The following is a 14255-nucleotide window of genomic DNA, read 5'->3' on the forward strand; positions in this document are numbered from 1 at the left end:
AAATCTAAGTTATGAAGAAAACGTGTTTAGCTGTATTAACAGTATTACTGTTGGCTGTTAGTTGTACAGAAAAAGCTCCCGTAAGCAAATTGACTGAGTCGGGACTCGACAAAAAGAATTTTGAAACAGAAGTAAATGGTAAAAAAGTAGGCCTGTTTGTCTTAAAAAACACAAATGGAATGGAAGTATGTGTCACCAATTACGGAGGACGCATTGTTTCTGTACTTGTACCGGACAAAGATGGTAATAAGAAAGATGTCGTAATCGGCTTCGACTCTATACAAGATTATATTAATGTACCCGGAAATAATTACGGAGCGGCAATAGGTCGCTACGGAAACAGAATCGGAAACGGAACTTTCGAACTTGACGGTGTAAAATATGACTTGCCTAAAAACAACTTTGGTCACACGCTACACGGCGGCGACAAAGGTTTTCATACTGTAGTATTCGATGCAAATCAAATAGATGATAAAACAATCGAACTGACTTATCTTTCGAAAGATGGTGAGGAAGGTTTTCCGGGAAACTTAAAAACCAAAATCACTTATACATTGAAAGATGACAACGCTATTGACATCAAGTACGAAGCTGAAACAGATAAACCAACAGTGGTAAATCTGACAAACCATACATACTTCAATATGGATGGAGATCCGGACTCAAAAAATACGAATTGGTTACTCATGCTGAATGCTGACAAATACACTCCGGTAGACTCTACATTTATGACTACAGGCGAGATACTTCCTGTAGAAGGAACAGATATGGATTTCCGCACACCGACTGCTATTGGTGCAAGAATAGACAATTACGACTTTGTTCAGTTGAAAAACGGAAAAGGGTATGACCACAACTGGGTATTAAATACAGGTGGAGACATCAATAAAGTAGCAGCCACACTAGAATCGCCTAAAACAGGGATCGTATTAGAGACATATACTACCGAACCGGGGCTGCAATTCTATGCGGGCAACTTTATGGATGGTAAAGACAAAGGGAAAAAAGGCAAAGCGAATCAATACCGTGCTGCTGTTTGTCTAGAAACTCAAAAATATCCTGATACACCGAACAAAAAAGACTGGCCTTCGGCAACTCTACGCCCGGGTGAGAAATATACAAGTGAAACAATCTATAAATTCTCTGTAAAGAAATAAGAGATTGAGCTTAAAGAACAAGAAAAGAGAAAGATTGAATCTTTCTCTTTTTTTATATTAATCAGCTCATTGCTGTTGATATACAATTAATTTCTCATCAATATTTTGTAGGCGTATAGTCGATGAGCTTCTCGAGCCTCTTTATATATACATGCAAGAAGTATAGCGGTATTAATCCGAACACACAAAAAGAGCAGTCGATTAATCTCCACCAAAGAGGAAGTCCTCGTATTGCGCCACAAATTAAAGCTAAGGGAATAACTCCTGCACAAGCTATCATTGCAAAATATACAATCCAAATATTTCGTACAGGTTTGACGTAAAGACCTATAAAAGCCACAGCTATAACAAGGTGTGAGAATGCCAGCCAGTCTGTACCATAAGAAAGGAATGGGTAATTATGATTTGTGTGAATCACACCATTCATTACTGTAGCAATCCATCCTGTAAATCCTGTATACACATCAGGAGACACATCCAATGATATACCAAGCAGACCGCATATAATTTTCAGTTCCGCCTCTATCGGAAATGCTGTTATCCCCCAAAAGAACAAAGCAAATATATAGAAGATAACTAATACCCTAATTTTTAGGATCAATCTCTTCTCTTGTGTTTGTATAGCTTCGTTTACTTTCATAGGGCAGGTTGTTTATTTCTTCTTTTTCTTTACACTCTTCTTTACTTCTTTCGTTTCCTCTTTATCAAATTCTACAGGCTTTACTTTCCACATCAGGTCTAATATTTTAGCCTGACGCCTCTGTATATAAGCAGATGGTTTTGCCGAATTAAATCGGATAGGATTAGGAAGCGTTGCCGCTATCAGCGCAGATTCTCCTGCTGTAAGAGCTTTTGCCGATTTCCTGAAATTCACCTGAGCGACAGCCTCAGCACCATATATATTTTTACCCATCTCGATAGAATTGAGATAGACCTCCATAATACGTTCTTTACCCCAGATATGTTCTATAAGGAATGTGTAATATACTTCCAGTCCTTTGCGAATATATGAATGACCCGACCAAAGGAAAACATTCTTCGCTGTTTGCTGACTAATTGTACTTGCACCCCTCTGTCGTTTTCCTTTTTCAGCCTCATTCAGAGCCTTTTCTATCTGATCGAAATCAAATCCTGAGTGGTCGAGGAATAAGTTATCTTCGGAAGCTACTACGGCAAGTGGCAGGTAACCTGAAATCTTATCTATCGAAACCCATTTGTGATGGCAAACGACAGCTTCTCCCGAGAACAATTGCCCCATATTGTTCCATACCATCAACGGAGTATAGTATACAGGAACAAATTTGAATAAAACGACTTGAAATATACTGAACAGAAAAAGAAATATTACAATTCTTTTAGCCCATTTCAACAGTTTCTTTACCATATACGAAATTTAGTATAAACATCTCACTTTGAAAGACAAAGTAAACAAAAATTCAATAATTGAGGAAGTAATTAAGAATATATTTTTAATGCTATTTTACCTTACCATAAGAAGTATAACAAAGAATTCCCACCCTCTTAGTTACAAATAATATCGAAAGCGTTCTGAATAATACAGTTTCCAACTACAAATTAAAAAGCCTCTTAAATTACATGAATTTAAAAGGCTTTTCAAACGATTGATTTACAAAATCAGTTATTATATAACTCCTTGTGCTATCATTGCCCGGGCTACTTTCATAAATCCGGCAACGTTGGCTCCTTTCACATAATTAATATATTCACCGTTGTCTTTTCCAAATTTGAGACATTGTCCATGTATATTTTTCATAATACCATGCAAACGTTGGTCAACCTCTTCGGCACCCCATTGTATATGCATTGCATTCTGACTCATTTCTAAACCCGATGTAGCAACACCGCCTGCATTCACAGCCTTACCCGGAGCAAAGAGAGCTTGCTTTTCAATAAAAAAGTCTACAGCTTCTGCCGTACAGCCCATATTAGATACTTCGGCTACACATGTTACCCCATTAGCTATCAAAGCCTGAGCATCCTGAAGATTCAGTTCATTTTGTATAGCACAAGGTAAAGCAATGTCCACTTTTTCACCCCAAGGTTTTTTGCCTGCATGGAATACTGCATTCGGGAATTTCTCTGCATAGGGCGCTACAATGTCATTACCCGAATCGCGCAATTCAAGCATATACTCTATCTTTTCACCACTCACTCCGTCTGCATCATATATATAACCGTCAGGTCCGGAGATAGTCACCACTTTTGCCCCCAGCTCAGTAGCTTTGAGTGTTGCACCCCACGCCACATTACCAAAACCCGAAACAGCGACAGTCTTGCCTTTAATGTCTATATTTTTTGCTTTAAGCATTTCATTCACAAAATAGAGAGCGCCAAATCCTGTTGCCTCAGGACGTACCAATGAACCTCCATATTCCAATCCTTTTCCGGTAAAAGTACCGGTATTTTCACGAGCCAGCTTTTTGTACATACCATACATATAGCCTATCTCGCGAGTACCCACACCTATATCTCCGGCAGGAACATCTGTATCAGGGCCAATATTGCGCCAAAGCTCGAGGATAAAAGCCTGACAGAAACGCATAATTTCGGCATTTGACTTTCCTCTCGGACTAAAGTCTGATCCTCCTTTACCTCCACCCATCGGCAAAGTAGTGAGCGCATTCTTAAACGTCTGCTCAAACCCTAAGAATTTGAGAGAAGAAAGATTTACCGAAGCGTGAAATCTTAAACCTCCTTTATAAGGGCCAATTGCATTATTGAATTGTACCCGATAGCCGATATTCACCTGAATATCGCCACGGTCGTCTACCCAAGGCACCTTAAATGTGAATATGCGGTCTGGCTCTACCAGACGTTCTATAATCCGGTTCTTTTCAAATTCGGGGTGTTGGTTATAAACATCTTCGATGGATACAAGCACCTCTTTTACTGCTTGCAAGAATTCGGATTCTCCTGGATGTCTTGCCTCTAAAGATGATAAAATGTCATTAATATTCATAATATAAAGGATCATGTCGGTTATTTTACTATACAAAAATATAAATAAAGAAGCTATTTATATCAATTTATTTTTAAAAAATTCATCTATAATAGCATGATTTATAACATATAATAATTTAACATTATCAAATTTCCAGAGATATTGTTTTAATTCTTATTTTTGTTTTCCACAACACTGAAAATCATGACTAATATTTACGAAATAGCGAATAAATTAAGAGCAGAATCAAAACATTTACCAATTAACAGAATAGAACTGGAAGATGCTTTGAACACATTGATACACCGTGTACTATTCCCAATTTGCGATCAGGAGAAATCGAGAGAGAAAAAACTGTATTACTTTTACTCCATTATGGTGGAGAATATTTCGGCTTTGCTGGATAGGGCTCAAGCAGAAGAAACAGTCGGAAAATTCATTTCTCATCTGCCGGAACTACAAGACCAACTATATGACGAAGCGGAAGTATATTACAAAAACGATCCGGCAGCAAAATCGATAGAAGAGGTAATCTTAACTTATCCCGGTTTTTTTGCGCAGGTAGTTTACCGTATATCGCATGAGTTCTACAAGATGAAAACGCCGATTATCCCTCGCCTATTTTCTGAATATGCACACTCGAAAGTGGGAATAGACATCAACCCCGGGGCTGAGATAGGAAAAGCTTTTTATATAGACCATGGCACAGGGATCGTTATCGGCGAAACAACAATCATCGGCGATAATGTAAAAATATATCAAGGCGTTACTCTCGGAGCTTTATTTGTGACTAAAGGATTGGCGAACGAAAAAAGGCATCCGACCATCGAAAACAATGTGGTTATATATGCAGGAGCTACAATTTTGGGAGGTAATACCGTTGTAGGACACGACTCTACCATCGGAGGTAATGCTTGGCTGACAAAGAGTGTGGTACCATATTCATTAGTACAACAAAATGCAGAAATCAGGATACACAATACCCTAAAAACAGGTGAACATTTTCTGGATTTTAATATATAGTTCAAAGCAGCCAATATTAATACAATGAAAAAGCTTATTGTTTTAATTGCTTTTTTGGTTTTATACGCTTGTATGATTCAGGCACAGCTCCCCATCCCTGAATTTAAATACGGGGTAGGAACTCTTTCAGGAAAGATACTCGGAAATATACCAAAAGAACAAAAAACTGAAACACTTAATATCCGAATAAATAGAATAGGCTTCGACAATATTGGCTCTGAAATACCAATTGAGGACGACGGTACATTTAGTTTCAACATACCTATATTTACAGTTAGCCTCTGCGTTATAGAATCTCCTATTTACAGTGGGCTTATATATCTGTTACCAAATGAAAATACAAAACTTAATATTTCTTTTGATAATAATGGCGAAAAGCACGTCAGTATAGAAAATAGCCTAAGTCCTCCGTTTAATTATATGGATATGGGAGGCAAGCTGCTGGAAATATGTATGAGTAAAGATTTTGGTGTAGATGTAAATGATTACAATATTACCCCTAACGAATATGCACAAATTAGTAAGAAAGCATTATCTAACATCCTAGAAAAGTTGGAAGAAAGAAATGACTTATCTGAAAACTTGAAGCTTATTATGGGCTGTGAGTTAAAAGCTCTTTTTTCTAATTTTTATATTTTAAACTACTCTCAAACAATAAAGAATAAATATAAGTTACATGAAGGCGAGAGTAATTACACGCCAACCGAGCCTGATATTTCGTATTATTCTATATTGAAAGACTTAAAGTTGAACAACCCATATTATCTATATTCACCTTCTTATCAAATATTAATCCAGAACTTACTAAATATCAACAACATTGGAATACCGCCTATCGATATGTACTCTCTTGAGGTATGGAAAGATAAAACAGACTCTATTCTAAAATATATTATTGATGATGATCATTCTTTTTTCGACAAGATGTTAATTCTAAATACATATACAAAGCAATTGAATGAGTTAAAACCTCTGAGTGAATCGCAAAAAGAAGATATAAAATCTTATTACAAAGAAGAAGCTTTCTCTGAGATGTTATTTACGGAGAACAGTAAAGTAATAAAACTCATTCAATCCGATAGCTCTTCGAAAGATTTTAAGATTAATGAAACACCCAAAGTTTCAAAAGAACTGTTGATAAGCACAATATTACAAAAATATGAAGGCAAAGTTGTTTTCATTGACTTTTGGGCAACATGGTGTGGTCCATGTTTGAAAAACATGAAACAAATAGAGCCTGTAAAAAAAGAACTAACAGGAAAAGATGTTGTATTTGTATATATAACAAATCATACTTCTGTACGGAAGACTTGGGAAGAAAAAGTTTCGCAAATAGGAGGTGAGCATTATTATCTGGAGGAAAAAACATGGGATTATCTCAAAAATGATTTACAATTAATAGGAGTTCCTACCTATCTCATTTATGATAAATCAGGAGCACTGAAACATAAGAGTAACTCGATGGAGCCGAACAAAATGAGAAAGTGGATAAATGAATTATTGTAATACATTTTGAAATCCAAAGAAATAGAATAATAGAATATTTTTCGTACTTTCGTATAAAATAACTTTGTAGCTGAAAAAAAGCCAATGGAAGAAGTTCATAAAAGTCCGTCATCACTGATCAAAAGCACTTTTGTAGAGGCAATAGATACCCTATCAAAAGATTATCAAGGCAGCTCACTCACCGATGTATTTATTACTGTAGATAAAGAAAGTGGTGAAGTTGCATTCTATGATGATGAAGAGAACAAAGTCGCTGAAATCGTTATTTTCGACTGGGTAGATAAAGTTGAAGAGTTGAGCGACGATAAGGTTATTTCTATTCTACGAGAAGTTACAGAAGACTTGGATAAAGAAGAAATGTTTTCATCTTTAGATCTATACAAGCCTTTTTCTGTAAATTATGCCGACGACAATCTTGAGGTAATAGAAGAGTTGTTGCTGATAAACGAAGATTCAACAATCAAGTTAGACAACGACCTGATGGAAAAGTTTGATCGTGAATTCGACGACTTTCTTAATAAGTTATTGAATGAGTAGAAGTTTTTACACCTCTACTCCTATCATCAGTTTCCCTTTTTCTACATAACTCATATCGGCCATCGATTCTACTGTAAATTCACCATTCTGATAAGTGACTTTACATACCGCTGCATTATCCAATGGCTTGGTAAATAATCTGTCGCCGCCCAAACTGAGAAGCATTGCCAAGATACTCATTCCGTGTGATATAACAAGAATATTACCATCTCCTTTTCGCATCTCCTTTTCGGCAATCTCTTTCAAACTAGCCTGAGTACGTTGTTCTACCTGAGAAAAATTTTCAGCCAAGCCCAGCTTATCAATTTTTTTTATGGCATTCAGCACATCTCTGTAATTGATTTTCTTTGCTAATATATCTTTATACATTGCATCTACAGATGTGTAATGCAGATAAAGAGCCGCACTATTCCACATCGTATGATTGAAATCGGCTTCGAAACCACCAAAACACGCCTCACGCAGTCCGGACAGTTCATATACAGGTATATCTTTTTGCCCTTTGGCTTCCAGGATAACCTCTACAGTTTGTTTTGTCCTGCGAAGATCACTACAATATGCAGTTCTAAATACCACATCATTGAGACCATGTCCCAAATAACGTGCTACATCAATCCCCTCATCTGTAAGAGGAGAATCACACCACCCTTGAACTCTATCAAGAGTATTCATCAACGTTTTGCCGTGACGGGCAACATATAATGTTATTTTCGAATTCATTTTTTCTTATTCCCAATTTATATAATCAGCAAAAGCCTTGTCAAACATATCTGGCTTTGCCACTTTACCATTCATCAAACAAACTACCTCTATAACAGCGTCGGCACACAAAGAGTTGTCGCCCAAACGGATAATTTGTTGATGAAACAGATACCGAAGACCTTTGCGCATAATCTTAATACTACACACAAATTCTTCCGATCCCCGTAAAGAATTCCTATAGCTAATATTTACATTACGCACCACAGGTAGTATATTTGCTTCGGTAAGATCACGCAAACATAGTCCACACTTCTCCATCAACTCGTGACGTGTAGCCTCAAAATAATGCAAGTAAATAGCATTATTAACCACACCTTGCGAATCGCATTCATAGTCGCGAACTTTCATCTTGTTTTCAAATGTGAGTGCCATAAGCGTATCAGCGAATATTGCGTTATCTACTGTAAAATATATTTACCCAAAATCTCATCAAAAATTTGAGGCTTTCCTACTTTACCATTCACCATACAGGCAATCTCAAACCGAGCTGTAGAACAAACCTTGTTATCCCTTAAACGAACTATTTTCTGATTGAAAATATATCGAATTCCTTCCCTTTCGATAGAATCAACGGTACAAACAAAGTCGTTGCTACCACGCAAAGAGTGCTTGTAGCGTATATATACACTCACTACTACTGCATCTACACCTTGCTGATGCAGTTCATAAAAATTAAGATTATGCTCTTCCAAAAATTCATGGCGCACAACTTCATAGTAATGTTGGTAATTCGCATTATTGACAATACCCTGTGCATCACATTCATAGTCGCGCACCTTCATTGCCTGTTCGAATAAGGTATCTTTTATATTTGCCATTATTAATCTTATATTTCTCAATACAAAGTTAATATTATTCTCTTGGCATTAAAAATCAGGATGCTGCTATTTCTGTATTACATCCGAGTATCGTTTCTTAACATCTACATATTCACTTATTTGCTTAATATATTCGTCGACATCTTTTGCCGCACGCCAATCGGGATCGGGCATGTGCTTTTTGATTTCTGCCCAATCTTTATTCTCAAAGTATAAAGAATCTATAGTACATCCCTGCAAATTTTTGAATGGACTTATAAATATATAGCCATCAAAGAAATCTTCCATGCGAAAATCATTGTAACACATACTGAAAAAACTATTATCGGATAGTTTGCCTAATAGCGTATCCTTCAGATCAAACCCGACAGGCTTATCATTATTCATAGCCATAATGGCTTCAATCGCACCATCTGCAGGAGATACCCAATTAACTTTTGATTTGTCTTTAGCTTGGAAAGGAAAGTGCAACATTATATTAAATATTTTTTGGGGATATTTCCGATAAAGTCTATTTCCGACAAAACCGGTGTCATAATCGCAAAAATTATCGTTATTCATTTTTAGTATCGGTAAATAATACTTCGTAAAAACATGTACCGATCCCATATAGACAAGAGCCTTTTCCTGCTTAGCAATTATTTCTTTTTCTATAATCTTAGTTCTGAAATCATCCGGAGTTCCCAGATAAAACACCTTACTCATATTTTCAGGAGTTCGGGGAAAACTATATTTAGTCCAATCATACTGATAACTGAGATTAACGATCCTGAACTTCTTCTTGTCGGCAGGCAATGTCTTATTAAACTCCCAAACCTTTCTATATATATCTGTATACTCTTTATATGCCCACCCTACATTATAGTAAAACATCATATCCCGGGCAAGTTGCTCATTATACTCCTCTGCATTCATTAAAGAGTCTAATTTGTTTTGCATCTCAAAAGCTCCAAATTCCATACAAAGATTCGTCACTCCGTTTTCATACAGTCGGGGGATTAAATCTTTCACAAAGTCCAAATGATCTTTGACAGCATGATCTTCGCCAAGCAAAACCAGATCATAACGCTGAAACTTAGAGACAAGATACTGCGAAGGATTCATTCCTTTTTCTTGGATATAATTATATTCTGAATTATATAAGGTCTGGCTCTTCAAGAATGAAGAAAAAAGAACAAGAGCAAAAAGAAAGAGGCATTTGTTTTTCATGACATATACTGAATTAGTTTAAGTAAAACTAGTCATTTAACATACACATCATATCCAAGAGGATATAAATAATAATTCTTTATCTTCGCAAACGATTGCAAAAAAAACAAAGGCTGCTACTTCCGTAACAGCCTCTATCAATTTATTTTATAAGTTTACTTCTTTACGTTTTTCACCCACTCTCTTGCATTTACAAATGCTTCTATCCAAGGAGTAAAATCATCTCTACGATGTTCGAATGGCAGATATGCACATTGCCAAGGGAATAAAGAGCGTTCAAGGTGAGGCATAATAGCCAAGTGACGCCCATCCTTAGAAACAACACCTGCAATATCATAATCGGAACCATTAGGGTTACCCGGATATTCGCTGTAAATATATTTAGCTATAACATTGTATTCCGATTCAGCCTTTGGCATCGAGAAACGTCCTTCACCATGCGCTACCCATATACCAAGCTTACTGCCCGATAGAGAACCAAACATTACCGATTCGTTTTGTGGAACTTCTACGCTCACATAAGTAGATTCAAACTTATGAGAAGCATTATGTTCCATCTTAGGTTTCACATCATGGTCTGGATATACCAGCCCAAGCTCCATCATCAACTGACAACCGTTGCACACACCAAGGCTCAATGTATCTTTACGCTGATAATATTTGCGAAGAGTTTCTTTCGCTTTTTCGTTGTACATGAAACTTCCTGCCCAACCTTTAGCCGAACCAAGTACATCCGAATTAGAGAAGCCTCCGCAGAATACAATCAGATTGATATCCTCAAGCGTTTCTCTACCAGAAGCTAAGTCTGTCATATGTACGTCCTTCACATCAAACCCTGCAAGATACAAGGAATATGCCATCTCACGTTCTCCATTAGTTCCTTTCTCTCTGATAATGGCCGCTTTTAGTCCGGTAGGTTTTACTCTGTCCGGATCGATACCAAACTGAGCAAATTTGCCTGTAAAAGATGGATTATAGTTAAACTGTAATGGCTGATTTTTATAGTTTTGGAAACGCTCTGTGGCTAATTTCTCTCCGCTTTGCTTTTTATCGAGCAAGTATGAAGATTCGAACCATACATCACGCAGCTCGTCTATATCAAATTCTTGAACAAACGCATCTTTCTGAATTACCAGTTTTCTCTCCTCTATTGGTCTGGCAATAATAGCAAAACCAATACCATAATCATCAAGGATTTTTTCTACCAGATGATGATGTTTTACCTGAATAAGAATACCCGGATTTTCGGAGAACAATACTTTTATTATATCTGCATGATGCAGCTTATCTAAGCGAGATTCAAGACCTCCCTGAGGATTTGCAAAACACATTTCAAGCATTGCGGTAACAAGACCTCCGGCTGAGATATCATGTCCTGCAAGTATCAATCCCCTGTCTATTAACTCCTGAACAGCGTTAAATGCATTTTTGAAATATTCAGTATCCTGAACGGTTGGCACTTCCTCTCCCAGCTTATTCATAGTCTGAGCAAAAGCAGAACCTCCAAGTTTGAAGGTATCGAAAGAGAAATCTATATAATAGAGGTATGTTCCCTTTATATATGCCAATACAGGAGAAACAATCTTGCGTATATTTTTTACTTCACCTGCTGCCGAAATGATCACAGTACCCGGTGAATATACTTTTTCGTCTCCGTATTTCTGTGTCATCGAAAGAGAGTCCTTACCAGTAGGAATATTTACTCCCAGTTCGCAAGCAAACTCAGAGCATGCTTCTACGGCTTTGTATAAGCGTGCATCTTCTCCCGGATTTTTGCAAGGCCACATCCAGTTAGCACTCAAAGAAACACCCTTCAACCCATCTTCGATAGGTGCAAATATTATATTTGTAAGCGATTCGGCAATAGCAAGCACCGAACCTGCTGCCGGGTCTACCATCGCAGCCTGAGGCGCATGTCCTATAGATGTTGCAATCCCTGCTTTTCCTTTATAATCTAAAGCCACAGCCCCAAGATCACTCAATGGCAACTGAATTTCACCTTGAGTTTGCTGGCGTGCAACTTTACCTGTCACCGAACGGTCAACCTTGTTTGTTAACCAGTCTTTACAAGCAACAGCCTCTAGTTGTAGTACATTTTTTATATAGTCTTCAAGCCTTGAGAGATCATATTCCGGATTCGTATATTCTTCTTCAAGGGTATCGTCGCGCATTATTGTTTTAGGCGCTTTACCAAAAAAGTCTTCCAGCTTCAAGTCTATAGGACGTTTTCCGTCAGCCTGTTCAAACACCAACTTCATATCGTTAGTAGTTTCACCTACTACGTACATCGGTGAACGCTCACGTTGAGCGATTCGTTCTATTTTGTCTACAGCTTCTTCGGGGATAAGCAAGCCCATACGTTCCTGACTTTCATTTCCTACAATCTCTTTCGAAGACAAAGTAGGGTCTCCCACAGGTAATTTAGATACATCTATCTTTCCTCCCGTAGCTTCTATGAGTTCCGATAAGCAATTCAAATGCCCTCCTGCTCCATGATCGTGAATAGACACGATCGGATTTTCTTTCGATTCTGCTAAAGCACGAATAACATTAGCTGCACGCTTTTGCATTTCGGGATTTGCTCGCTGTACGGCATTCAGTTCTATTCCGCTTGAGTACTGACCTGTATCAACAGAAGAAACAGCTCCACCGCCCATACCGATACGGTAATTATCACCTCCCAGTATTACTACCTTTTCTCCGGGTTTAGGTTCACCTTTGAGCGCATCGCGCTTGTTGGCGTAGCCTACCCCTCCGGCTAGCATAATCACTTTATCGAAAGCAAATTTCTTTCTGTTTTCTTCATGCTCGAATGTAAGTAATGACCCACAAATGAGCGGTTGACCAAATTTATTACCGAAATCAGAAGCTCCGTTAGATGCTTTTATCAATATCTCCTCCGGGGTCTGATATAACCAAGGTCTTTCTTCAATTGCTTCCTCCCATGCTTTTCCTTTTTTGGTTCTTGGGTAAGAAGTCATGTAAACAGCTGTTCCTGCAATAGGCAAGGATGCTTTACCACCACCCAGACGATCACGTATTTCACCACCCGAACCGGTAGCAGCACCATTGAACGGCTCTACGGTTGTAGGGAAATTATGCGTCTCGGCTTTCAGTGAGATAACCGATTTGATCGGTGTTACCTCAAAATAACTTGGCTTGTCACCTTCTGTAGGAGCAAACTGTTCTATTTGAGGCCCCATATTGAAGGCTACATTATCTTTATATGCTGAAACTAATTTGTTCGGATTGGTTTGAGATGTCTTTTTTATCAGTTTAAATAAAGAACTTTCTTTTTCTTCACCATCAATGATAAATGTTCCATTAAATATTTTGTGGCGGCAATGCTCTGAATTCACCTGAGAGAATCCAAAAACCTCGCTATCTGTCAACTTACGCCCCAATCGTTGGCTTACACTGTTCAGATATTCAACCTCATCTTCGCTTAAGGCTAAACCTTCCTGCTGGTTATATGCTTCGATATCATCTATTTCTATAATAGGTTCCGGCGTCTTATCTATTGTAAAAATACGCTGATTAAGCCCATTGTATATACGTTGGAGCATAGAATCATGCTCTGCATCAGTACTTGCGACAGAAAAAAATTCTTCGATACGCACGATTCCCTCTATTCCCATATTCTGGGTAATTTCCACAGCATTTGTGCTCCATGGGGTTATCATCTCGCGGCGGGGACCAACAAAAAAGCCTGAAACTTCATCAGAATCAAGCATAGTTGCACCACTGAATGCCCATGTCAGGCGTTGGATAAAATCATCGTTGAGGGTGGAGCTTGTTTGAACAGCAATAATGTTCCCGGAAGGGGTTTGAAAGAAAGAAACCATATTTTTATTTCAAGTTAATGATTGACTTATAATAGGCATACAAAGGTAATGAAAACTGACAATATATAGAAAGAAAAAGGAAAAATAGCAAACGCCTTTTATTACAGCTTTATAATATACATATTAAACCTTTGCAGTAAAGCGAAGTCTTAACGACAGAACCTTAAAACGGAGAAGATCCTATGCAAACTTAACGTTTAACTTCGGAGCAAAATGGGCTATTAAAAACGATTATCGCTTGATATTTGGATTAGAACCATACGTTGGTATGAATATTATGGGATTAATAGGAGTAACTGAGAGTCCGTAAGGGAAAGATATTAATTGGAATAGAACACAACAATTATCAGTTTGCTCTCAATTACCTTCATGATTTATATAATATTGTATATGACCAATATCCTTTATACAACAGAACCCTAAAGCTGAGTGTTAC

12 protein-coding genes are annotated in these 14255 nt (G+C 37.6%); 4 read left to right on the forward strand and 8 right to left on the reverse strand.

The genetic code is table 11. From position 1 onward, the window contains the following. The first annotated feature begins 11 nt into the window (after window positions 1-11). Window positions 12-1157, forward strand: a complete 1146-nt coding sequence (locus PKC55_RS05400) for an aldose epimerase family protein (RefSeq protein ID WP_291129334.1) — start codon at window positions 12-14, stop codon at window positions 1155-1157. A 97-nt stretch (window positions 1158-1254) separates the two neighbouring features. Here PKC55_RS05400 and PKC55_RS05405 read toward each other — a convergent pair whose 3' ends face one another. The 3 genes from PKC55_RS05405 to gdhA form a co-directional block, all read right to left on the reverse strand. Next, window positions 1255-1797, reverse strand: coding sequence for a hypothetical protein (locus tag PKC55_RS05405; RefSeq protein WP_291129330.1), 543 nt, complete (start codon window positions 1795-1797; stop codon window positions 1255-1257). Window positions 1798-1809: 12 nt separating this feature from the next. Further along, window positions 1810-2541, reverse strand: a complete 732-nt coding sequence (gene mtgA, locus PKC55_RS05410; protein WP_324372179.1) for a monofunctional biosynthetic peptidoglycan transglycosylase — start codon at window positions 2539-2541, stop codon at window positions 1810-1812. 258 nt (window positions 2542-2799) lie between these two features. Next, window positions 2800-4137, reverse strand: coding sequence for an NADP-specific glutamate dehydrogenase (gene gdhA / locus PKC55_RS05415; protein WP_324372180.1), 1338 nt, complete (start codon window positions 4135-4137; stop codon window positions 2800-2802). 186 nt (window positions 4138-4323) lie between these two features. On the opposite strand from gdhA, the gene epsC reads away from it, so the two are divergent. The 3 genes from epsC to PKC55_RS05430 all read left to right on the forward strand — a co-directional run bounded on the left by epsC (window position 4324) and on the right by PKC55_RS05430 (window position 7185). Beyond that, window positions 4324-5142 (forward strand): serine O-acetyltransferase EpsC, encoded by an 819-nt coding sequence (gene epsC, locus PKC55_RS05420; RefSeq protein ID WP_135103682.1) that lies wholly within the window; start codon window positions 4324-4326, stop codon window positions 5140-5142. 24 nt (window positions 5143-5166) lie between these two features. Continuing rightward, window positions 5167-6648, forward strand: a complete 1482-nt coding sequence (locus PKC55_RS05425) for a TlpA family protein disulfide reductase (RefSeq protein ID WP_291124170.1) — start codon at window positions 5167-5169, stop codon at window positions 6646-6648. Between the two features lie 84 nt (window positions 6649-6732). Further along, on the forward strand, window positions 6733-7185 hold the full coding sequence (locus PKC55_RS05430; protein WP_135103681.1) for a hypothetical protein: 453 nt from the start codon (window positions 6733-6735) through the stop codon (window positions 7183-7185). Window positions 7186-7191: 6 nt separating this feature from the next. On the opposite strand, the gene PKC55_RS05435 is transcribed toward PKC55_RS05430, so the two are convergent. From PKC55_RS05435 to purL, 5 genes are all read right to left on the reverse strand, one after another. Then, a complete protein-coding gene (locus PKC55_RS05435; protein WP_291124172.1) occupies window positions 7192-7905 on the reverse strand; it encodes a histidine phosphatase family protein in 714 nt (237 codons plus the stop codon). A 6-nt stretch (window positions 7906-7911) separates the two neighbouring features. Next, window positions 7912-8319, reverse strand: coding sequence for an acyl-CoA thioesterase (locus PKC55_RS05440; RefSeq protein WP_291124174.1), 408 nt, complete (start codon window positions 8317-8319; stop codon window positions 7912-7914). A gap of 26 nt (window positions 8320-8345) precedes the next feature. Continuing rightward, the gene (locus PKC55_RS05445; protein WP_291124176.1) at window positions 8346-8765 is read right to left on the reverse strand and encodes an acyl-CoA thioesterase; all 420 of its coding nucleotides are present in this window, start codon (window positions 8763-8765) and stop codon (window positions 8346-8348) included. Between the two features lie 66 nt (window positions 8766-8831). Further along, entirely contained in the window at window positions 8832-9974 is a 1143-nt protein-coding gene (locus PKC55_RS05450) for a ChaN family lipoprotein (RefSeq protein WP_291124178.1), read from the reverse strand. A 155-nt stretch (window positions 9975-10129) separates the two neighbouring features. After that, window positions 10130-13819 (reverse strand): phosphoribosylformylglycinamidine synthase, encoded by a 3690-nt coding sequence (purL, locus tag PKC55_RS05455; protein ID WP_324372184.1) that lies wholly within the window; start codon window positions 13817-13819, stop codon window positions 10130-10132. Window positions 13820-14255: the final 436 nt, after the last annotated feature.

Source organism: Dysgonomonas sp. (genome assembly GCF_035323175.1).
Taxonomy (GTDB): domain Bacteria; phylum Bacteroidota; class Bacteroidia; order Bacteroidales; family Dysgonomonadaceae; genus Dysgonomonas.